The 22,803-nt window shown below is 40.2% G+C and carries 22 protein-coding genes; 9 read left to right on the forward strand and 13 right to left on the reverse strand.

Features of this window, described 5'->3' with window-relative positions; all coding sequences use genetic code 11:
* The first annotated feature begins 2 nt into the window (after window positions 1-2).
* Together G3569_RS06250 and G3569_RS06255 are read left to right on the forward strand one after the other, a co-directional pair.
* A complete protein-coding gene (locus tag G3569_RS06250; RefSeq protein WP_165267181.1) occupies window positions 3-308 on the forward strand; it encodes a class I SAM-dependent methyltransferase in 306 nt (101 codons plus the stop codon).
* An 80-nt stretch (window positions 309-388) separates the two neighbouring features.
* Complete coding sequence (locus G3569_RS06255; protein ID WP_165267183.1) at window positions 389-883, forward strand: methyltransferase domain-containing protein; 495 nt, start codon at window positions 389-391, stop codon at window positions 881-883.
* 5 nt (window positions 884-888) lie between these two features.
* Here G3569_RS06255 and nfo read toward each other — a convergent pair whose 3' ends face one another.
* Window positions 889-1,731, reverse strand: coding sequence for a deoxyribonuclease IV (gene nfo, locus G3569_RS06260; protein WP_165267185.1), 843 nt, complete (start codon window positions 1,729-1,731; stop codon window positions 889-891).
* A 209-nt stretch (window positions 1,732-1,940) separates the two neighbouring features.
* Between nfo and G3569_RS06265 the strand changes: the two genes are divergently transcribed.
* Genes G3569_RS06265 through G3569_RS06275 form a run of 3 tightly spaced genes read left to right on the forward strand, consistent with a single transcriptional unit; the run spans window position 1,941 to window position 4,314 of the window.
* The gene (locus G3569_RS06265; protein ID WP_165267187.1) at window positions 1,941-2,588 is read left to right on the forward strand and encodes an LptM family lipoprotein; all 648 of its coding nucleotides are present in this window, start codon (window positions 1,941-1,943) and stop codon (window positions 2,586-2,588) included.
* Complete coding sequence (locus tag G3569_RS18905) at window positions 2,588-3,634, forward strand: sensor histidine kinase (RefSeq protein WP_165267189.1); 1,047 nt, start codon at window positions 2,588-2,590, stop codon at window positions 3,632-3,634. Before G3569_RS06265 ends, G3569_RS18905 begins: the two co-directional genes overlap by 1 nt.
* A complete protein-coding gene (locus G3569_RS06275) occupies window positions 3,631-4,314 on the forward strand; it encodes a LytR/AlgR family response regulator transcription factor (protein WP_205720054.1) in 684 nt (227 codons plus the stop codon). The genes G3569_RS18905 and G3569_RS06275 overlap by 4 nt, the downstream gene beginning before the upstream one ends.
* Window positions 4,315-4,319: 5 nt before the next feature.
* On the opposite strand, the gene G3569_RS06280 is transcribed toward G3569_RS06275, so the two are convergent.
* From G3569_RS06280 to G3569_RS06310, 7 genes are all read right to left on the reverse strand, one after another.
* A complete protein-coding gene (locus G3569_RS06280) occupies window positions 4,320-4,739 on the reverse strand; it encodes a DUF1761 domain-containing protein (protein ID WP_165267191.1) in 420 nt (139 codons plus the stop codon).
* A gap of 54 nt (window positions 4,740-4,793) precedes the next feature.
* Entirely contained in the window at window positions 4,794-8,267 is a 3,474-nt protein-coding gene (locus G3569_RS06285) for a two-component regulator propeller domain-containing protein (RefSeq protein ID WP_165267193.1), read from the reverse strand.
* 62 nt (window positions 8,268-8,329) lie between these two features.
* The gene (locus tag G3569_RS06290) at window positions 8,330-9,757 is read right to left on the reverse strand and encodes an ATP-binding protein (protein ID WP_165267195.1); all 1,428 of its coding nucleotides are present in this window, start codon (window positions 9,755-9,757) and stop codon (window positions 8,330-8,332) included.
* A 63-nt stretch (window positions 9,758-9,820) separates the two neighbouring features.
* Complete coding sequence (locus tag G3569_RS06295) at window positions 9,821-13,258, reverse strand: two-component regulator propeller domain-containing protein (protein ID WP_165267197.1); 3,438 nt, start codon at window positions 13,256-13,258, stop codon at window positions 9,821-9,823.
* 229 nt (window positions 13,259-13,487) lie between these two features.
* Window positions 13,488-15,257, reverse strand: coding sequence for a response regulator (locus G3569_RS06300; RefSeq protein WP_165267199.1), 1,770 nt, complete (start codon window positions 15,255-15,257; stop codon window positions 13,488-13,490).
* A gap of 223 nt (window positions 15,258-15,480) precedes the next feature.
* Window positions 15,481-15,717 (reverse strand): helix-turn-helix transcriptional regulator, encoded by a 237-nt coding sequence (locus G3569_RS06305; RefSeq protein WP_165267201.1) that lies wholly within the window; start codon window positions 15,715-15,717, stop codon window positions 15,481-15,483.
* Window position 15,718: 1 nt separating this feature from the next.
* Window positions 15,719-16,171 carry a DUF2178 domain-containing protein gene (locus G3569_RS06310; RefSeq protein ID WP_165267203.1) on the reverse strand — a complete coding sequence of 151 codons (453 nt, stop codon included), beginning with the start codon at window positions 16,169-16,171 and terminating at the stop codon, window positions 15,719-15,721.
* Between the two features lie 264 nt (window positions 16,172-16,435).
* On the opposite strand from G3569_RS06310, the gene G3569_RS06315 reads away from it, so the two are divergent.
* The 4 genes from G3569_RS06315 to G3569_RS06330 all read left to right on the forward strand — a co-directional run bounded on the left by G3569_RS06315 (window position 16,436) and on the right by G3569_RS06330 (window position 18,625).
* Complete coding sequence (locus G3569_RS06315) at window positions 16,436-16,633, forward strand: hypothetical protein (RefSeq protein WP_165267205.1); 198 nt, start codon at window positions 16,436-16,438, stop codon at window positions 16,631-16,633.
* Window positions 16,634-17,094: 461 nt separating this feature from the next.
* Window positions 17,095-17,271 (forward strand): YegP family protein, encoded by a 177-nt coding sequence (locus G3569_RS06320; RefSeq protein ID WP_165267207.1) that lies wholly within the window; start codon window positions 17,095-17,097, stop codon window positions 17,269-17,271.
* A gap of 83 nt (window positions 17,272-17,354) precedes the next feature.
* Window positions 17,355-17,789 (forward strand): VOC family protein, encoded by a 435-nt coding sequence (locus G3569_RS06325; RefSeq protein WP_205720055.1) that lies wholly within the window; start codon window positions 17,355-17,357, stop codon window positions 17,787-17,789.
* 14 nt (window positions 17,790-17,803) lie between these two features.
* Window positions 17,804-18,625: a nitrilase-related carbon-nitrogen hydrolase gene (locus G3569_RS06330; protein WP_165267210.1), complete on the forward strand. Its 822-nt coding sequence runs from the start codon at window positions 17,804-17,806 to the stop codon at window positions 18,623-18,625.
* Between the two features lie 57 nt (window positions 18,626-18,682).
* On the opposite strand, the gene G3569_RS06335 is transcribed toward G3569_RS06330, so the two are convergent.
* The 5 genes from G3569_RS06335 to G3569_RS18910 form a co-directional block, all read right to left on the reverse strand.
* On the reverse strand, window positions 18,683-20,626 hold the full coding sequence (locus tag G3569_RS06335; RefSeq protein WP_165267212.1) for a heavy metal translocating P-type ATPase: 1,944 nt from the start codon (window positions 20,624-20,626) through the stop codon (window positions 18,683-18,685).
* Window positions 20,623-20,991 carry a SpoIIAA family protein gene (locus G3569_RS06340; protein WP_165267214.1) on the reverse strand — a complete coding sequence of 123 codons (369 nt, stop codon included), beginning with the start codon at window positions 20,989-20,991 and terminating at the stop codon, window positions 20,623-20,625. Before G3569_RS06340 ends, G3569_RS06335 begins: the two co-directional genes overlap by 4 nt.
* The gene (locus G3569_RS18345) at window positions 20,984-21,139 is read right to left on the reverse strand and encodes a hypothetical protein (protein ID WP_205720056.1); all 156 of its coding nucleotides are present in this window, start codon (window positions 21,137-21,139) and stop codon (window positions 20,984-20,986) included. Before G3569_RS18345 ends, G3569_RS06340 begins: the two co-directional genes overlap by 8 nt.
* 81 nt (window positions 21,140-21,220) lie before the next feature.
* Window positions 21,221-22,330: a saccharopine dehydrogenase family protein gene (locus G3569_RS06345; RefSeq protein WP_165267216.1), complete on the reverse strand. Its 1,110-nt coding sequence runs from the start codon at window positions 22,328-22,330 to the stop codon at window positions 21,221-21,223.
* A 293-nt stretch (window positions 22,331-22,623) separates the two neighbouring features.
* A complete protein-coding gene (locus G3569_RS18910) occupies window positions 22,624-22,770 on the reverse strand; it encodes a zinc-binding dehydrogenase (RefSeq protein WP_165267218.1) in 147 nt (48 codons plus the stop codon).
* Between the last annotated feature and the right edge of the window lie 33 nt (window positions 22,771-22,803).

The following is a 22,803-nucleotide window of genomic DNA, read 5'->3' on the forward strand; positions in this document are numbered from 1 at the left end:
TCATGGGTTCTCGCTTTTCGGAACAAGCAGATCTCTATGCAAAGTATCGACCCCATTATCCCCAAGAGCTCTACGACATTATTTTTAATCACTTACAGGCTACTGAAAGAGCATGGGATTGTGCCACCGGTTCCGGGCAAGTTGCCCGGGTACTTTCAACCACCTTTGATAGTGTAATAGCTACCGATATTAGCAAAGAACAGTTGTCGCATGCTCCCAGCGGTAATAACATCACCTATTCGGTTGCTGCTGCGGAAAAATCGGGGCTGCCAGCCAATCATTTTGAGAGGGCTTTGCAAAACCTTTGATTTCGTCATTCTGAGCTTGTCGAAGAATCTCCAGTATCCATCTACTGCCGTTGAAAGGGAGATCCTTCATTACATTCAGGATGACTGCCTGGTTTTGCAAAGGTCGCTTTGATTTAATCACTGTTGCTCAGGCTATTCACTGGTTTAATTTTGATGAATTCTATGATGAGGTCTGTCGGGTGGGAAGAACTGGAGGATTGCTGGCCGTTATTGGCTATAGCATGATTAGTATTAACGATAAGGCAGATCCCATTTTAGAAGCCCTGTATGAAGAGGCTTTTGGTACCTATTTCAATGAAAACCGTCAATACCTGGACCAGTATTACCGAACCATCCCCTTTCCCTTTGAGGAGATCCAAACTCCTAACTTAGAGTATACCGTTTCTTGGTCGATAGATGAACTGGAAGGCTACTTTAATAGTTGGTCGGCCATCCAAAAGATGAAAAGTGACCAAGGGTATAATCCGGTTCCAAAAACAATGAATAAGCTAAAATCTAAGCTTCCGGAAACTCAAAAATTAGAGGTTTCCTTTCCCATCTTTATGCGGCTGGGACGCCTATCCACCTCCCGTTAAGAAGCTTACTTTGCCATTTGATAGAGTAGCTCAATCTCTTCGGGCCATCGCTCGGTATTAGGAGTTTCCAGTATCATCGGGATATCATCAAAACGGTCATCTTGCATTAGTAACTCAAAACCTTTTATTCCTATTTTGCCCTCCCCAATATTGGCATGGCGGTCTACCCTACTTCCCAGCTCTTTTTGCGAATCATTTAAGTGCATTCCTTTCAGATACTCAAACCCTACGGTTTGGTCAAATTCAGTCATCATTTGTTGGTATCCCTCGGCCGTTGACATATCATATCCCGCAGCAAAAGCATGACAGGTATCAATACAGACGCCCACCCGGCTTTTATCTTCTACGCCATCAATGATTTCAGCCAGGTATTCAAACTTATAACCGATACTGGTGCCCTGCCCGGCAGTATTTTCGATAACAGCTGTTACGCCCTCCGTTTGCTCCAATGCCCGATTTATGGACTCAGAATTTCGTTGCAGACACTCATCAACACTAATTTTGCTCAAATGATTACCGGGATGAAAATTCAACAGTTCTATCCCAAGCTGCTCACATCGCTTTAATTCAACGGTAAAAGCATTTCTTGATTTCTGTAATTTATCCTCATCAGGATGGCCCAGATTAATCAAATAGCTGTCGTGAGGCATCACGTAATCCATCTTATAATTAAGAGCGGCACACTTCTGTTTAAATCCCGCTATACTTTCTGGGGTAAGCGGCGGAGCCTCCCACCTGCGCTGATTTTTAGTAAAAAGGGCAAACGCTTTAGCTCCAATTTCATCTGCCCGTTCCGGTACGTTTTCTACACCACCTGCGGCACTTACATGAGCTCCAATATATTTCATAAACCTGTGGGTTAAATTCTTTTTAGGACACGAGAGAAGTAATTCAAAAGAAGTAGCAATTTCAACCGCTTTCTGATGAATCACTCCTGATATTATAATCATTTAAGAGAATTCATCGTGTCAAAACAGGTGTTCATCGAAAACCCCTTTTGAGACATCCTATAATTTCATTAGTTGAGGACAGTTCAATCGCAACAAAGCCATAAATCATGAAAAAAATAACATATAGTATCCCGGTTCTACTTCTCCTTTTCATTCTTACCGGTTGTGGCATTCCTTCGGTGCATCCCCTCTATAATCCTGACGATTTGGTGGTAAAAGAAGAGTTGTCCGGTAAGTGGAAAAAAAAGGAAAACAGTGATGTTTATAATGTATTTCATCTACAAGACCTGAAAGTAAATGAACAGGTTCGCGACACACTTGGTATCAAAGAGGATGATAGTCTTATTGCGGCCTTTGAGGAGATTAATCTTGATAATACCTACTTGATTGTTGAGTCAGATATTGGCGAGGCAGATTCAGAAATTTTCGTAGGCGGGCTTGTAAAGCTTGATAAAAACTACTATTTGGATTTATATAAATATCCAGGTTTCTCTGCAGACAACTTTTCATACCCGGTACACCTTTTTGTAAAAGTTGATCTGCATGACGATAAAATTGTAATGCACCAGTTTCGGGAGCAATGGATCAAGGAATTGATCAAAAAAAGAGAAATTCGTATTAAACATGAAGTCTCTTTTGATAACTTTTTGCTAACGGCTTCTACCAACGACTTGCAAGCATTTATCCGCAAGTATGGAGATAACCCAAAAGCCTATGACGGGGATGAACTTATTTTCAACAAAATAAATGATTAGTGGACCGCCTTAAGACCTATACCACTGCTTTTTTAAGCAACCACTGGGTACAGTATTTTTTATTCTGGATGCTTTGTTACTTCGTATTAACAAAGCATTTTTCCTACGATGGTACCATTAAAAAGATTGATCTTATATATACCGGCCTATTTATGCTGAGTATATGGGGGGCGGTAATCATAAACAGCTTTGCACTTATTCCCCGTTTGCTGGCTCATAGAAGATACCTTGGCTATGCCGGGTTAATAACCCTTACCATGTTGGGAACCACCTGGTTTAATATTCTTACCTACGAATATCTGTCTGACTGGCTCTTTCCCGACTATTATTTCATCTCATACTTTGAATGGTACCAAATTTTACAATATATACTGGCATTCACGGGCATCACAACCCTGTTGCAACTATCACGGAGCTGGTTCAGGGAAGCTGAAATGCAGCAATCATTAGCCGAAATAAAAGAGGAAAAAATAGCTACAGAGCTCAAAGCATTGCGAGCTCAAATAAATCCTCATTTTTTATTTAATAGTCTCAATCACATTTATGCTCTGGCCGTTAAAAAATCATCCCAGACAGCCCCTGCGGTACTTCAGCTTTCTGAGCTTTTGCGCTATGCAATCCAGCGGATGAATCATGAGAAAGTACCATTAGAGGAAGAGATTGAATACCTCGAAAAGTTTGTGGCTCTTTATAAAAGCCGAACCCACCATCCTGAAAGGGTTCATTTTTCGGTGACCGGCAGCCCCAAAAATCTAACTATTGCCCCTTTACTGCTTGTGGTATTTGTTGAAAACTGTTTTAAACATGGCAGCACACCCCTCAAAAACGACTCCATAGATATCTCTTTATCCATTGAGGAGCAGAAGCTTCGCCTGCAAACGAAAAACAGAATTTCTCAAGATCATGAACTGCCCAAAATATCGAATGGACTAGGACTCGAAAATGTACGACGCCGCCTTGTGTTGCTTTATGAGAATAAGTACAACCTCGACATTAAACGAAATGATCGTTTTTTTGAAGTTGATTTAGAATTGGAACTACTATGAGTAATACTATCACCTGTCTAATTGTTGATGATGAACCTTCTGCCCAGCAGATACTGGAGCGTTATATCTCAGATGTTCCAAGGCTAGAGCTACTCAAAAGCTGTGACGACGCGCTCCAGGCTCGAAGCTACCTCACTGATCACCACGCTGATTTATTACTGTTAGATATCAACATGCCCACCCTCTCGGGAATTAGCTTTTTAAAGTCACTGAGAAACCCGCCGGAGGTTATCTTAACTACTGCTTATGACGAATATGCCTTGGAAGGCTACGAGCTAGATGTAATTGATTACCTGCTCAAACCATTTTCATTCGAACGGTTCCTGCAGGCAATTTCAAAATATGAGGATCGGGTTCAGAACGATAATCAACAAAATACCCTTTTTATAAAAGCCGACCACAAAACATACCGAATCGATAGTGATTCCATCTCATATATCGAATCGTTAGGAGATTATATAACGATCCATATCTCTGATAAAAAGTTGACGACCTACGAAACATTGAAGAATATCCAAACAAAATTACCGTCTAACTTTATGCGCGTACACAAATCTTTTATTGTATGCATCGATAAAGTCAACTACCTGGAAGGCAATCGCCTTATTCTGAGTACAGATGAGATTCCCATAGGGGGAACTTACCGTGAAAAAGTTAAAAGCAGATTCAATATATCGTAATGGACCTATTTCCAGGATCCAATAATAAGCCCCATTATCGTAAAAGCAACACTCCAGTAGCCCCCGTTGATACAGATATATTTCCATGATCTCCGTTCATATAGACTATTTACGGCAAGGGCAAAAAAGATCCAGCCGAAGCCTGTCAAAAATCCATAAAAAGCTCCGCTGGCTGCCGTTACCTTAGCTGCTGCTTCCGGTGATCCCGTTAAAAAGAGAGCCAGATTTAACGCCATAATACCCTCAAAAACAAAGGCCAGGCCAAATATTTTAGCCATATTTTCTTCTTGAAGTCCTTCTTTGTTCATACCAACAGCCTCCATCCATGCGGCCCCAAAAAGGGGGCCATACCAGAGCCATCCTACTAAAAAAGTTGATAGCGTTGCTGCCAGAACTGCCCAAAAGTTAATGTTTGAGAACTCCATAATGATATCCCCTATATGATTTTAAGATGAAGGTACGATCTACTTTGTCTTCTGCTATTGATCTATCTTGGTAAACGTTAAAATAAATGTAGCCCCTTTACCCTGCCCATCACTCTTAACTTTAATACTTCCTCCCATTTCTGAAATGTAGTTGGCACTGCTGTGTAATCCAAAGCCGTGGCCAGAATCTTTTGTCGTAAACCCCTGCGTGAATACACTTCCGAGGTTTTCCTTTTTTATCCCAGATCCATTATCCGCAATTGACAGATACAAATGCTCCTCCTCTTGCCAGGTTTCTATCCAGATAATCCGCTCTGATGGGGGTTTGTGTGCCATTGCTTCTTTGGCATTTTTAAACAGGTTAACCAATATGTGCATCAGCTTACTTTTTTGCACTTTGACTTCATCCTGGTCATCAAATTCAGTTTTAATCGTCAATTCATGACGGCTAATACTATCCGACTGGATTTTCAAAATATCTTTGATTATCTCTCGTAACCTTGCACTTTCTTCTACCCGGCCAACTTTCGCAAAACTTTGCTGAGTATCAATAACCTCAGTGATAAGCTTCACTTTTTGCGTGAGTCTCTCGCAATGCGCTTTAAGGTTTTGGTGCTCGTTTTCCAAGGGTTTTTCAAGCTTGAGGTAATAGTCCAACAACTTGTTTCCCCTGGGATCATTAATAAGAAAATCTTCAAGATTATCTTTGTGTTCCTTCAACAAGGCATTAGCTCGTTTATATTTAGGGAGTTTTGAGTTGTTGAGTGTCTCCGCAATTTGTGTTGTTGATATATTAATACTGTTTAAAATATTACCAATATTATGAATGACTCCTGTAGCTAAATCAGCCATACCGGCTTTATGCGCTTTTTCTATCAATTCACTCCTTGTTCTTTTCAGATCCTGTAAGGCCTTTTGCAAGTCATCATTTTTCTTATTTAACTCTTTGGTACGCAGCTCTACCTTTTCCTCTAATCTTTTATTTTGTTCCTGTATAGAGCGAATACGATATCGATAGCCCGCCGAAACCACTCCAATTATCAAAATAGCTGATATAAGGTAAAACCAGGTAGTTCGCCAAAATGGTGGGACAATGACCAGGGTTAGCGCATCTTTTTCTGCCCCCCATACCCCATCGCTATTGGCCGTCTTCAACTTAAAATGGTACTCCCCAGGATCTAAATTAGTATATGTGGCCGATCTTTTTTTACCTACTAAATTCCATTTGGAATCGAAGCCTTCTAACTTATAGGCATAGCGAACTCCTTTTACAGCACTATACTCTAAAGCAGCGTAATTTAAAGTAATTACACTTGAATTGTAGGGTAAGGTAATCTGTTCGGTTTGACTTATATGCTTTTTAAGCGGGGTATTTTCACCAATTTTCACCGTTTCATTGAACAACTGAAAGTTTGTTAATACAAGCTGGGGAACCTTGTCAGTAGCCGTAATACTATCAGGATGAAACCGATTAAAGCCATTTGCTCCACCAAAATACATATATCCCTGTCTATCTTTATAATGGGCTCCTTCACTAAATTCTCGACTTTGTAATCCATCTTTAATTCCATATTTGGTAAATTTCTCAGTATCTGGATCAAATTTTGCCAATCCATCATTTGTGCTAATCCATATATGGCCGTTATTGTCGGTTAGCATTCCATTTATAACATTGTTAGGCAATCCATCTTCTTTTGAGTAGGTAGTTAGCTTATGGGTTTTTCGGTTAAAGAGTTTAAGCCCACCCCCGCGGGTTCCCAGCCATAACCGTTGCTGTTGATCTTCCAACATACATTGAATAACACTGCTGTATAGGTTACCCCCATTAATATTAAAAAACTGAAATTCCTCTTTACTCCGGTTGAACTTCGTTAGGTTCCCCCCGTAAGAACCGATCCAAATGTTCCCTTTACTATCTTCATAAAAGCTTCTTATATCATTATTGCCGATACTTGTTGTATCTCCGGGATCTTCTTTATAGCGACGGATATTTTCGGTTTGGGGATCCAAAACATTAACCCCTCCTCCATTGGTGCCAATCCACAGGTTACCACGGCTGCTCTTGTAGAGTTCAAAAATATCATTACTGCTCAAGCTATTTACATCATCCGGATTATGCTGATAATGCTTAAACGTATTATCAGCCAGGTTGTATTGGCTGACTCCCCCGTTATAGGTTCCTAACCATACATGGTTCTTTTTCTGGTGCTCTTCCATCGCTAACACAACATCACTCGGAATACTATTCTTATCATCAGGATTATGACGAATAGCAGAAAAAGTGCCATTATCCCGATCAAAGATATTTAGGCCTCCACCGTCTGTCCCAATCAAAAAAGTACCGGTAGAGGTTTCCAAAAAACTACGTACGGTATTGTAAGTAAGACTTGTAGAATCGTTCGGATTGTTCTTGTAGTGTTCAATTTTCTTTTTATCCCTGTCGACAAAATTTACACCCCCAGAGAACGTGCCAATCCACATGGTCCGATCATCTCCCTCAAATAAACTCAGAATGCCATTTTTATGAATACTTTTGGGGTTGTATTTATCGTATTTAAAATTGTGAAACTGTTCTTTTGCCCGATCAAAAACACTTAAGCCCTCGTTACTCGTGCCTATCCAGAGAAGCCCCTTATAATCTTCTTCAATAGCATATATCCTGTCACCAACAATGCTATTGGGATCCGTATTATCGTGGCTGTAACTACTGAAGGTGTCTTCTTTATAGTTATAATAATTTAGTCCCCCTCCATCAGTTCCAATCCACAACCGTCCTTTGCTATCTTCATAAATAGTGGTAATGTGATTTGCGCTAATACTGTTTTTGTTGTCGGGATCATGGAAGTATCGTTTGAATTGCCCTGTTTGGCGGTTCATAATATTCAATCCATCTTCTGTACCTACCCACAAATTGCCCCTACTATCCTCATAAATAGCGGTCACATTATTTGAGCTAATACTCAATGAATCATTCTTCTTATTAACATAGTGGGTATCCTTGGAAAGGTAATGTTCATCCTTAGGCCCGGTACGCTCCATCAAGTTTAAGCCCCAGCTGGTACCAACCCAGAAATTCCCGTTGTTATCTTCATAAATATCCCAAATAGAATTATCACTTAGTGTTTCCTGGGGGCGGTCGATATCACCTTGAAATCGAATAAAACGATCCTTTTCGCGATCATACAAATTTACCCCACGTCCAAGAGTACCAACCCAGAGGTTCCCTTTACTATCTTCGTATAATGTTCGCACCTCGTTAGAGCTGATGCTATACCTGTCATCAGCATTATGCGTATAAATGGTGAATTCATATCCATTATATTTATTCAACCCATCTTGGGTGGCAAACCACATGTAGCCCTGCTCATCCTGCAATATGGCATAAACCGACCGTTGGGAAAGCCCATCTACGGGCGTTAGCTGATGGAACTCCGTATTTTGCAAGACTTGTCCCCTGCTTACAGTAACTGACAACATCAACAGTAATAAAAAAAAGCTACATCTCACTTTTAATCGTTGTACTTCCATATTTCTCTACTATTCCTCTAACTAAACCTATTATGAACCCACTACTTACTGTATTCTCCCCCTCATTTTTTGGGAAAGAGTAATGTAAAAGTTGCTCCTTGCCCTTCACTTTCTACTAAAATTTTACCATCCATTTCGGCCATGTAATTGGCACAGGTGTGTAACCCATACCCATGTCCCGACCTTTTAGTCGTAAATCCGTGATTAAATATTTTTTTCTTATTTGCCTCACTGATACCATCCCCATTGTCGGATATCGAGAGATAGATATGGTCCTCATCCTGGCTCGTTCCAATTGTCAATACTCTCTCATCTCGATTGACATTGGTCATAGCCTCTTTGGCATTTTTAAATAAATTAACCAGTATATGTATCAGCTTACTCTTTTGTACCTCAACGGTATCAGTATCTTCAAAATCTTTTTGTATGTGTAATTCGTGACGCTCAATACTCCCTGCCTGTAGTTTCAAGGTATCTTCAACAATCTCTTCGAGCTGTACCTCTTCCACAATGCGCCCGACCTTGGCATAGTCTTGCTGAGCATCAATTACTTCCAGCATCAGATTAACCTTATCAATAAGTCTATTGCAATGCTCTTGAAGTTTCTCATGCTCCTGGCTTAAAGGTTGCCCAAGTTTTAGATAGTAGTTTAACAACTTTGGTCCTCGGGAATCTTCAGCGATAAATTCTTTTAAGTTGTCCTTATGTTCGTCCAGAAGCTCATTAGCTTGCTGTAACTTCGGAATTTTCGATTTTTGCAGCGTCTCATTAATCACTGATGTAGAAATATTAACGCTATTTAGAATATTGCCGATATTATGGAGTACGCCTGTTGCCAAATCTGCCATCCCGGCTTTATGTGCTTTTTCAACTAATTCATTTCTGGTTGACTTTAGTTCCTCTACCGTCTCATTCAGCTTTTCATTCTTATCTTCCATCTTACTACGCATTCCTGCTAACTTTCGTGCCTGGCTATAAAATGAGGCCGCGGCATTAATTATAAAAAGAATGAGCATTATCATTACAATGATGTCAATATAAAATGGCCCGTCTAACTGGACTTCGGCTCCCATAATTAGTCCACCCATTAGCATTCCACCTAGAAAAAGTGCCAACGTTTGAAACATCTGCCGAAATCCTCCAATCATCGTATTAGTGACAAGAGCACCCGCTAAAAAAGCATATGACTGCCACAGATAAAATTCAATGGCTACAATCCAAAAACCAAGCATTACCGATTCAAACTTCATTGCCCATAACTCTACTCGTTTATCTCCAGGCCTTAGTTTGGACAGCAACAAAATAAAATTAGGATAAATCAACAGAGATATTGTTAAGAAAAAGAAATACCAACTGGACCATCCCCTTTCTACAACTAGCAACCCAATAGCAATAAAAGAAGCAATAAATCCCACCATGCGTGGAATATAATTAGCACGTGCCAAACGGTGTGCCCTACCCATTTTAAAATCAGTTAAAAATGATGGCATATTATTAAATTACAGCCCCGCATTTAGTTAATAGCAGTCACAGGTGCGGGGATAAAATCAGTTTTATTCCTCTTCGTTACTATCTTTCGCTTTAGCAAAGATTAGTGTAAAAGTAGCCCCTTTGCCCTTACCATTGCTCTCCACTTCAATATCACCACCCATTTCTTTCATATAGTTTGCACAGCTGTGCAGCCCAAAGCCATGTCCGCTTTTTTTGGTAGTAAATCCGTGGTTAAATACTTTTTTAAGATTTTCTTCTTTAATACCGGAACCGTTATCAGAAATGGAAAGGAATACTCTATCGTTATCTTCCCAGCTTCTTATTTTAATTACTTTGTCATCGGGCCGATTCCCCGCCATAGCTTCTTTCGCATTTTTGATAAGGTTCACAAGCACATGCATCAATTTTGAATGCTGGGCAATAATCGGATCCACAGAATCCAGCTCCTTGTCAACAGTTAGCCCGTGGCGGTCAATAGATCCGGCTTGCAGAGTCAAAGCATCTTCAATCATCTCTCCAAGCGAAATATGATCGGCATACATACTTGCTCCGGCATAGCTCTGTTGTGCTGCAATTGCTTCATTAATGAGTTCTATCTTTTCGGTCAAACGTTTCGATTGCTTAATAACTTTTTGTTGTTCTTTTTTTAACGGATCTTCAAGCCGGAGATAGTACTGCATCAACTTTTTCCCTTTGGGGTTATTTGTAACAAACCCTTCAATATCATCTACATTTTCACGTAATATTGTATTTGCCTGCAGCAATCCCTGCAACTTGGAATGCTTCATAGTATCTTCGATAAGAGCGGCAGAAGTATTCACACTGTTCAAGATATTACCGACATTGTGTAAAATTCCGGTAGCGAGATCTGCCATCCCTGCTTTATGGGCTTTTTCGACCACTTCATCCCTTGCTTTTTCGAGCTCTTCCAGGGCATTTTTGAGTTCCTCATTTCTATGATTTAACTCGGAAGTACGATCTGCTACTTCTTTTTCGAGCCGTTCACTATATTCCTTATACCTGCGTACTTTCATCCTATAGCCAGTAAAGATAACTCCGATGACAAATACGGTAGCAAACAGATAAAACCATGTTGTTTGCCAAAAGGGAGGTGTAATAATAAGCGATAGTGAGGTTCCCCGATTATTCCAAATTCCGTCGTTATTTGATGCTTTAACACGAAAGGTATATTCTCCCGGGGCCAATTCAGTGTAAGTAACAAAGTTTCGGTTACCCACATAGTTCCAGTCTTCATCAAAGCCTTCCAGCTTGTAGGCATATTTGTTTTTCTCGGGGATGGTAAAATTAAGGGCCGCAAACTCAAAAGAAATTACATTATCAGCATATGATAATGTGAGCGCATCGGTGTATGTAATTGTTTTCTGAAGAATAGTTTTTTTGCCATTATCGCTTTTAAAATCACCCTGAACAGGCACCGATTCATTAAACAACTGCAGGTCAGTAAGCACCACGGGAGGAGCATGAGGATTACCTTTCAGATCTGAAGGCACAATTTTGTTAAAACCGTTAATCCCGCCAACGTAGACTTGACCGACAGCAGAAGTAAAAGCTGCACCGGCATTAAATTCATTGGCCTGCAAACCATCACGCTTGTTAAAAATATCAAAGGCCTCCGTTTCGGGGTGCCACACAGCAAGCCCCATTGTAGTACCCAAATAAATATGGCCTTCATGGTCGTTTGTTATAACCCAAATAATATCGTCAGGCAATCCATCATCCCGATTATAATAATTAAGTAATTCGTGTGTATCACTATCTAAAATAAATACCCCTACTGAAGTTCCTATCCAAAGCCGGCCTTTCGAATCTTCATGAATATCCATTACCGAACTCCCTTTGGGAATTGTGGAATCCGATGCAAAAGATTTAAAATCATCTGTTTGGGGGCGATACAGATTCAGTCCTTTTCTGGTTCCGATCCAGATTTGATCTTTACTATCAACGTACACCTCTGTGGTAAACGAATCCAACAGACTATTGGGGTCTGTAGGATCTGACTTATAATGTACAAATTGATCCGTTTCGGGATCCAAGACATCTACCCCGCGCCCCGATGTGGTAACCCATACCCTGCCATCAGCAGCTATATCTACTCCCCAAAGTGAAGGATAACTAATAGAATTTGTGGTTCCTTCGTCTACCATATAACGCTTAAACTCTTGCGTATCATGATTAAATTTATTGAGTCCCTTTATAGTTGCCATCCATATATTTCCTGACTGATCTTTTGCAAGATTAAAAATGCGATTGCTGCTCAATGAATTTTGATTCTTGGGATCATGGAAAAAGGATAAAAACTCACCGGTTTGGGGATTAAACCGATTTAGGCCATTATCTGTACCTATCCAAATATTCTTATCTTTATCTTCCACAAAATCCCAAATATTATCATCACTTAACGTATTTTCTTTATTAGGTTCATGCGTATAGTGCTCAAATCCTTTTTGATGATAACTAAATTTATCAATCCCATTCGACCAACTTCCTATCCACAGGGTATTGTGCTGATCTTCGTAAATACTGTATATCCGATTTGATTTTATGCTATTTGGATTGGTGGGGTCAGAGGTAAACCTGCGAAAATCGTCTGTTTTTGAGTTGTACAAATTGAGACCATTCTCGGTGCCTATCCATAAGTTTGACCTGCTGTCAGAATAAATAACATTAACCGTATTGTCGCTTAATGAGGTAGGATCACCACTTGCATTGCGATAAGCTTTTGCCTGTTCTCTCTTCTTGTCTATGCGATAGAGCCCATTTTCTGTACCTACCCAGAGTACCTCATTTTTATCTTCATAAATTGAAGTAACAACTTCATCCGACAAAGCAGAAAGATCGAGTTCAACTAGTTTCTGCTCCTTGGCATCCAGATAAAAAAGGCCATTTCCAAACGAGCCCACCCATAATACTCCTTTAGAATCACGATAGACAGTCCTAAAATTGCTATCCCCTTCGGGAATATAATAACCTTTAAAATGCCCTTTTTGCCTGTCTTGCAGTTTATTTAACCCGCCATTTGTCGCAATCCAAATAGTTCCATCTTCGTCGCATTGTACTCCATAAGCCGTATTATGTGTAATACTGTTGGAACCATCTTCAGAAAAATAACGACTAAAAGTTTCTGTCCTCAGGTTAAAGTAGGTAACACCATTTACCGTTGTAATCCAAAAATTACCCTCTGGGTCTTTGCATATATCCGTTACATGTTTATCACTAAGCCCTTCCTTCTCAATTAAATTACTGCTGTAAACAGTCATTTCACGACCATCATAACGGTTAAGTCCTCCCGTGGTTGCAAACCACATAAACCCTTTGTCATCTTGAATAATTGTTGATACTGATGACTGCGAAAGGCCATCTTCAAGCCCAAGATGTTCAAACCTAATACTATCTTGCTGCGCAGAAACGGGTGAAGCGAATAACAACCCTAAGGAAAGGTGAATCCAAAATATTATTACGTAATGTACCAATCGTCTCATGTTAAAGGATATCCAAAAGTTGGCAAGTGGCCGCTTCTAAAAGCCTACTGCTATGGTTAATTTTATAGCTGCTAATTTACAACCCAGACTAAGTTACAAATCATTATTTTTTAATACTCTTGTTATACACTAAAAAAACTCAGGATATTTCATATAATGGCTCAATAAAATGCTCGATTAACGATAATTGCAAAATAATATTCTCAAAATTACAATAATAGCATAGCCATTAATTAGAGGAAATACGATGATTACTATTATTAACTACTATCTCTTTTAGAACCCTCATCAACTCTTGTTTATCAATGGGTTTAGGCACATAATCATCCATACCCGCATCTAAGCACAATTGGCGATCTTCTTCCATAGCAGAGGCTGTAAGAGCAATAATTGGGAGATGGTTACCTGTCTCCTTCTCCTTTTCGCGAATTTTTTCAGTTGCTTCATATCCATCCATCTCGGGCATTTGAATATCCATAAGTACAAAAGCGTAGTCTTTTTTATCCACAGCATCTACCGCTTCACGTCCGGTTTCAACGATATCGATATTCATGCCTTCTTTCTCCAGTATCTTAGTCGCAACCATTTGGTTGATCTTATTATCCTCTGCTACCAAAACGTGGAGCTCTTCGGGAAATATTGACAGTTCGTCAGAATCTTCCTTATCTGGGGCTTCCTCATCCTCCTGTTGATCTTCGACCTCCTGTAACGGAACAGTACAGTAAAAGGTTGACCCTTCTCCGAGTTCACTTTCAACACCAACTTCTCCATCCATAAGCTCAGCAAGTTGCCGACATATAGCCAACCCAAGGCCGGTACCCCCAAACTTACGTGTCGTTGATGAGTCGGCTTGGGAAAATGAACCGAAGATATCTGTTTGTTTTTCTTCAGAAATGCCCGTACCGGTATCTACCACCGAAAACTGTACCAGGTTTTCTTTCGCTTCTGATTTAATAAGTTCAACATTGAACGAGACGTATCCCTCTTCGGTAAACTTGACGGCATTACTCCCGTAATTAAGTAAGATTTGACGCAACCGGGTAGGGTCGCCCAACAACTTCTGCGGGATATCGTCATCTACCGTGTACGAAATATCCAACCCTTTTTCGTCGGATGAAAAAGTAATGATTTCGACAACTTCTTTAACAACATCACGGATATTAAACGGGATCTTCTCAATCTCCATTTTCCCCGCTTCAATTTTTGAAAAGTCTAATATATCATTTATAACCCGAAGTAATGATTCGGCACTCCGTTTAACCAATTGCGATAGTTCTTTCTGCTCCTCATCAAGATCGGTCTCCATCAGCAGATCATTCATCCCGATAACTCCATTCATCGGGGTACGAATCTCGTGGCTCATATTAGCTAAAAAGATGCTTTTGGTCGCCGATGCCTCTTCGGCCTTTTCTTTCATCTTCTTATATTTTTCTACTGATTTGTTGAGCTGCTTAGTGCGTTCATTTACTTTTTCCTCCAGCTTCTCGGTATAACTTATCGTCTCTTGTTGAAGCTGCCATTTGGTTGTCTGGGTTAAGGCCATCTGTTTAAGCGCAGTGGCATCAAATGGCTTTTTGATAAACAGCAACTTATCTGTTGTTCCCAGGTTTTGAATAATCTCGTCCAGTGAATAATCCGAATAGGCCGTACAAATCACCACTTCGGTATACGGATAATTCTCCCATATTTTTTTAATAGCTTGTATCCCATCTATGCCCGGCGGCATCCTGATATCCATAAACACCAGTGAATAGGGATTGTTTTTTTCCTGAGCTTCAGCCACCATATCAACTGCTTCTTCCCCTTGGTATGCATGGTCGATCTCATAGTCAACCTGAGCAACCGCTTCCTCTTTATGTTCACTCATATCACTAAACAGATCATCTTCGATCTGCTGCAGCTCAGGGTCAGAATCTCCACTGGAATTAGACAGAATGGTCTCAATATCCTCATGGATAGATTCATTGTCATCCACTATTAAAATATGATTGTGTCCCATGTTTGCTGATGTTTACAATCGTCTCAATTATTATTTCAAATACTTACCCTACGCACTTTTTTAAACCTGCACCAACTTAACATTAATATAATAAAATCTTTGTAAAAAGATCTTGTGCATGAAAATTACCCCCAACTATATAACAAAGTTATCGTCTAATTGTGATAATTATTAAAAACCCATCCTATCACTCTCTAAGGTACTTCAAACGTTAAATTGTGATTTAAGTTTGATCCGTTCCTTCACTATTAGAAGGATAATTAAAAACTTCTTCAACTGATAATCCAAATACACGAGCTATGCGAAAAGCCAATTCTAACGAAGGCGAATATTTAGCAGCTTCAATAGCATGAATGGTTTGGCGTGTCACCCCTACTTTTTGAGCCAGCTGTTTCTGTGTCATTTCTCTGTTTTTAAAACGCAATAGACGTATATTATTTTCAATAGGTTTCTTATCCATATCAGATCCCCTTTCTGTAGTAGTATATTTGGGTGCCAGCTTTTGTTATATCAGCCATAAAGAAAATTATAATTAACAGATGCAACGATAAAACAGGCACTGTCAAAACCAGCTGATCTTCAAATACCTCCTGTCCCAGATTATTTAAGAACATGTTAAATGCCAATACGATAATCGATCCCATTAAGAAATAATAGGCATTCTTATAGCCCTTAGCTTGTATTTTTTCATCACGTTCGTCTTCAAAAACTTCAGTTGAATTGAATTCCTTCAAAACCTCTATCAGCAATTCAACTACCACTGCAATTGCCAAAACCTTCCAAAATAATCCTGTAATATATCCTGCATGTTCTTCAAGTGATGTTGGCCATCCAAACACTGCAGTCAGGTACAATCCTAATAACACTATTGATGAGGCTAATGAACTCCACGCATAGATCTCTTTCTTTGACATGATCTTTTTTCTTTCGTTAACAGTTTATAAAAGTATAATATACTATACGTGATGTATAAAAAAAGTTACATTGCATATGGTATTTCTTACAATTTTCTGAGATACTTTACCATTTCTTGCTTAAAGATACTCATGTTTAAATCATGCTGTACTCCCAACTTCCTCTTGTTCCTTCTTTCCTGCCAGACTTGAACACTCCCAAGATAATTGTATGTTTACAGCTAGGTCTTAAATCTCTAACTCAAGATATAATTGACTGCTACTATGGAAAAGATGGATCGACTGCGTGATGCAATTACCGACTACATTTATGACGAAGGTCGCGAGTACAAACGATTATTACTTTCACGTACCTTTTACACTGCTCTTAAAAAGGAAGCTGAAGAACATGACGTCCCTATTGATCTGCCACGCATGGAAATCAAAGATAATGTAGATTACGATTTTAAACTACTGCCCTGATATTTCTTATTTAGGATTCTTTTTTTGGAACACCCCATCGCTTTCTACCCTATAAGGAGAAAAAAGTATTCTTATGTTTTGGATTGCCGGTGGGGCTCTCATTATTATTTTTTTCAGTTCTAAAACTTTTCTAGGAAACAAGCGCAAGTGGTATCAAACTGGAACAATAAGACAAAGATCCTGGCTCAGTTATATATTGCAACAGGCCGGTAGCCTATTGTTAATATTAGCCGGTGTTTTGTTCTTTATGCTGGCCCTTGTCTGTTATTTCAAAGGCTATCACATTCACCTTTCTCCTGAATATCTCTATCAATTACATATCTCAACGAACTAACTATTATTTGGTCAAAATTATACTTCGAAAACTGCTAATTTTTTTGCAATTTTAAAGATGTGCAAAAGTATCGTTTATATCTTTGTACATTTTAAAATAGTAACACTAAAAAGGTACGTATTTTTTTATGCCACGATGTGAATTATACCAAGACGCCCACGGTGAATGGAGATGGAGAAGAACCGCCAAAAACGGTGATATCGAAGCTTACTCCAACGGTGGATTTGAAGAGAAAGAAAAAGCCAAAGAAGATGGTAAAGAGAACGGAAACTGCACAAGTTACACCCGCAGTAATTCTTATTAAGCCATAATGTAATAACCGATTTTATAATAAGGCTGTCCATCTTAATTGGTGGGCAGCCTTTTTTGATTAAAAACCATATTAGGATGTTGGAACAACGACTGAGCCTTATCACACTGGGCGCTGATGATGTAACGCAGCTCTCGAACTTTTATATTGATATATTCGGCTGGCAGCCCCTGCCCTCAAGTAATGAAGATATTACTTTTTTTCACCTAAATGGATTTCAGCTAGCTATTTTCAGTCGTGATGCTCTCGCCCAAGATGCCGAGGTACCACCTGAAGGCAGCGGCTTTAAGAGTTTTTCTTTGGCCTATAACCTACAATCTAAATCGGCCGTTGATAACCTTTTTGAGGAATTTCAATCTAAGGGAGTTATCATCCGTAAAAAACCTGAAGAAGTATTTTGGGGTGGGTACAGCGATTATATTGCTGACCCTGAAGATAACCTTTGGGAAATAGCCTATAACCCTTATATGTCGTTTGATGAGGACGGGAACGTAATTGATGAAACCGAATAAACAGTCTTTTTATCATGAAAATTGCTCTTATTCAGCAAGCCTGTACCGAAGATAAATATGAAAATCTGGACCGAGGTCTACAGGCTGCTCGTGAAGCTGCAGAACTGGGAGCTAAAATCATCTGCTTTCCGGAACTGGCTTTTGAGCCGTTCTATCCCCAGTATGACAATCCCACAGAACCGGGACGTCATGCCGAAACGATACCGGGAAGTATAACAGAATCATTCTCTGAGCTTGCTGCGGAATTTGAAGTCGTTATCATTCTTAATCTTTTTGAGCAGGATGGAGATAAAACCTATGACAGCTCTCCTGTTATAAACATCGATGGTTCCATCATGGGCACCACCCGTATGATCCATATTACCGATTATGCCTGTTTCCATGAGCAACAGTATTACACGCCTGGCAATAAAGGAGCTCCTGTATATGATACTCCCTATGGCAAAATTGGCGTTGCTATCTGCTACGACCGGCATTACCCGGAGTACATGCGGGCATTGGCGGTGCAAGGGGCAGAAATTGTATTTGTACCACAAGCCGGCGCAGTGGGAGAATGGCCTGAAGGATTATACCAATCGGAGCTGCGAACTGCTGCTTTCCAAAACGGCTATTTTACCGCTCTCTGTAACCGTGTAGGAGAGGAACCTAAACTTACCTTCGCCGGAGAATCATTCATTTGCAACCCCGGCGGTTCCGTCATTGCCGAAGCTGCCAGTCAAAAAGAAGATATTCTATACTGTGATATCGATCTCAATGAAGCAGCAGACTCTCACTCCCGAAAACTTTTTTTAAAAGACCGGCGACCAGAGCTGTATGCAGGATGGATAGATTCTTAATAAACTGTTTCCCAGTTTCTCTATAGAAAATCTACTCTTACCGGTAAGACTCCCCATTTAACATACTTCACAACAGTTTTGCGGCATCTCCTCGTCCACTTCACTGCCCTGGCTACTGAGAGAACTGATAGTCAGCCCCGAATATTTATGCTGAATTCGCAATGCATTACCAATAGCTAATAGTGCTACTCCGACATCGGCAAAGATAGCCTCCCACATAGTTGCAATACCGATGGCAGCAAGTCCCATAACCAGCAATTTTATCCCTAATGCAAAGCCAATATTTTGCCACACTACCCGGTGCGTAAAGTTAGCGATCTCTATGGCCGTAGGTATTTTTGATGGCTGATCGGTTTGAATGACCACATCCGCCGTCTCAACTGTTGCATCAGAACCGATTCCGCCCATCGCAATCCCGATATCAGCCAGGGTTATTACCGGCGCATCGTTCACCCCATCCCCAATAAAGCCAACGGTATTATCTTTATTCAGGGCTTCTTTGACGTGATTGTATTTATCATCCGGCATAAGACCGCCGAAGGCATGATCGAGTCCCAGTTCCTTTGCTACATGGTCTACTACCTGTTGCTTATCACCGGATAGCATAATGATCTCTTCAACACCCAACCGGTGTAATTCTTGAATTGCGCTTTTGCTATCTTCTTTGATACGATCAGCAATACTGATGGTACCAACATGGGTACCATCTTCTGCTACGTGTACATAGGTATAAGGATTATCCCACCCATTACGTACGAGCTGCGTATCATACTCATTCAGTAAATCACGGTTACCAACCGCTACCGTCTTTTGATTAATCGTACCTATCAGTCCTTTCCCGGATACCTCCTGTTGATTTTCTACCGGGTACAACAATTGCCCGTTCGAATAATCTACAATAGCTTTTGCAATGGGGTGGGTCGATTGCTGCTCGAGCGAAGCAGCTAATTTTATCAGCTCCTCTTTGTCGTAACCGTCCGCAGGATAAACTTCCTGCACTTTGAACTCTCCCTTGGTCATGGTTCCTGTTTTATCCATAAACAGGATATTCATTTTACGAAGCTGATCCAGGAAGTTAGCCCCTTTAAATAAAATACCATTGCGCGAGGCCGCCCCGATACCCCCAAAATAGCCAAGTGGTATAGAGATAACCAGTCCACAGGGACAGGAGACCACCAAAAATATTAAGGCACGGTATAGCCAATCCCGAAATACATAATCATCCACAAATAGATAAGGAATAAAAGTAAGCGCCACGGCCAACCAAACCATAAGCGGAGTATACACCTTGGCAAAACGAGTCATAAATCGTTCTGTAGGCGCTTTACGCTCAGCAGCTTCTTTTACCATCTTTAAAATATTAGATAGCTTGGTATCCTCATAGGCGCTGGTTACCTCAATACGAACAGGAGTCTCCCGGTTGATGGATCCGGCCCATATTTCTTCTCCGGCCTTGCGGGTCATCGGTTTGGATTCTCCAGTCAGGGCGGCAGTATTAAAAGAACCCTCATCCGAAAGCAGTACGCCATCCAGGGGGACCTTCTCTCCCGGTTTAACGCGGATAATTTCTCCTGTTTCAATACTTTTAGGTGCTACCTGTAATACGGTGCCATTTCTTTCAACAGTTGCTATCTCGGGCTGGCTGTCAATTAATGATTTTATGGATCTTCGAGCCCGGTGAACTGCATTGCCCTGGGCATATTCTCCCACCATATAAAAAAGCATTACCGCAACACCCTCGGCATACTCCCCGATGGCAAAAGCTCCCACAGTAGCAATACCCATCAATAGAAACTCACTGAATATCGTCCCATTTTTGATGGATTCAAATGCTTTTACCCATACCGGTCCACCTACTGCAATGTAAGAAAGCGCATACAGCGATAAATACACATATTTTTGCCCTGCAAAAGAAGCTATCATATATTTTGCAGCTAATGTCCCTGCCAAGAGCACAGTACTTATAATAACTTCTTTGTAATCTTTTAGGTATGACATCATAAGTGAGGTTTTTGGTCAATCCATCTCCATGCGTATTCGGCCTCGTCAATAGAAAATATCTTTAGCTCTTCGGTGAAGGTACTAAAATATTGTGTTGTTTGCTCTTGGTTATTAAAGCCATTAATAACGGCAATGCGATCGAAAGAATCGACATATTTTGTATATAGTCGGCGACTCATCTTATATCCGCTAAAGGCTGCCCACCCCTTAAAATTTTCTATTATAATCAGAAGGTGAGGATCTTTCAGATATTGCACATGTTTGCTAATAAATGGTGCTAGCTCTGCTATTTCTTCTTTTGATATTCTCCCGGACACCCTAAAGGCCAGATTCCCGGTATTTATATCTTCATTTATTTCAATCATTTTCAAAGTAATCAGTTTTATTTTTAGAGGGCTTTGCAAAACCTTTGATTTCGTCATTCTGAGTTTGTCGAAGAATCTTCAGTATCCATCTGCTGCCGTTGAAAGGGAGATCCTTCATTACATTCAGGATGACTTCCTGGTTTTGCAAAGGTCCCTTTTAACCTCTGCCTAAAAGATAAGTCTAATTCGGCAACTGACTCTTGCAATATTTTGTAATTCTTGTGCAGAGTTATGTTATAACATGGTTATTCTGTTGAATATCTATGGATATCCCCATCCTTGTAATCTCTTCTTCAAACTCTTCAGGCTTTGCCGCAGATCCCATAAAGTGCACCCCAACATCATTAATAGTTTTATCTAAAATCTGTTTGACAGCAGCAACTACTGGAATAGCCGTAGCCCGATAAAGATCTTCTGTTGAAGCTGTTATCTGCAATGACTTAGAATTCCCTTTCAACTTTACCTTGATGATTCCACCAAAGGGCGGTTTTGTGAACCAATTATTTGCCCATCGAAATAAATTAACACCAGCTGATTTCAAATATTCATTATTCCGCAGTCCCAAAGCTGTCCATATAAATAAAATCAGATCACAAATCGGGTTATATCCTCCGTGATAGAACGTTAATGATCTCAGTCCGAGATCAACAGCAGTTGATTTAAGCTCAGCCAATTCTGCGGGATAACCGGTGACGTTTCCAAAGGGTTCTGGAAACTGCATATTCTGGTTATGAATTATGGATTTTCGGACCCACTGTCCCTCTTCTAAAAAGGAAGCTGTTAAATCAGCATGTTCCATAATGTCTGCAATACTGGTATATGGCATCTCTTTCTCCCGGTATACAGCGTGCACCTCAATATTTTTAGCCTTATCGTTAAGTTTCTGCACTCCCAATTGTGCCAAAAATGCGGGCAGACCCGGTTCCCAGCCGGCCTCCAGTACACAAATACTATTATTTTGAATAATAACTGACTTATACTTTTCAAACTGAGCTCGCTTCGACTTGCCGGGGATAAGATCAACATAATGAACACCTGCTTCGCAAATTATTCGAATAACCTGTTTATCGTTCGTAGGCAATGGCACACAGTTGATCAGCAAATCATATTCCGGCAGTACCTTTTCCAAGGCTTTGCTATCGGTAATATCCAGTGCTATGCCTTTGCATCGTTCAGCAGAAGCTCGATTGTTTAAAGTTATTGCTGTTATCTCAGCCTTCTGTTTATTTCGTCCGGTAATCGTTATAAAATATTCTGAATACTCAACCAATAAACGAGCAATTTCTGTACCAGCCCGTCCGTATCCGCCCATTAATAGCACTTCTTGGGGCTTAATCATATCAATATTTGGCTAATTAAAATTATTATTGCCAAACTTATAAATCTACACCTCTTAACTCTTACATCTTCATGTATTTATTGTGCAGAACTTTGATGTATTACCGCCCAATTTTATCATTTGCGAGTTCTTCATTCCTTAAAATGGTTTTGCCAAACCACCCCGCTCTTTTGTTCTGTCCCTCAACCGACGGACCAGAAACTTATCTACACCTTGTGACAATAAAACCGAGATCATGAAATAAATTCAGGATGACCTGCTAAGTTCTGTAAAACTCGGCTTTACTTTAATATCTATCCGCTAATGGAGTCTACCATGATAGCTATATTTCCTTTTTTATGGCCTTTATCCACATACTGATGAGCTTCGGTAATTTGTTCTAGGGAATAACGCCAATCGATTACTGGCTTGAAATCCTTCCCCTTCAACACCACAGCCATTAACAACCTTTCGATATAGTAGCATATATTATT

The organism is Fodinibius halophilus (assembly GCF_011059105.1).
Taxonomy (GTDB): domain Bacteria; phylum Bacteroidota; class Rhodothermia; order Balneolales; family Balneolaceae; genus Fodinibius; species Fodinibius halophilus.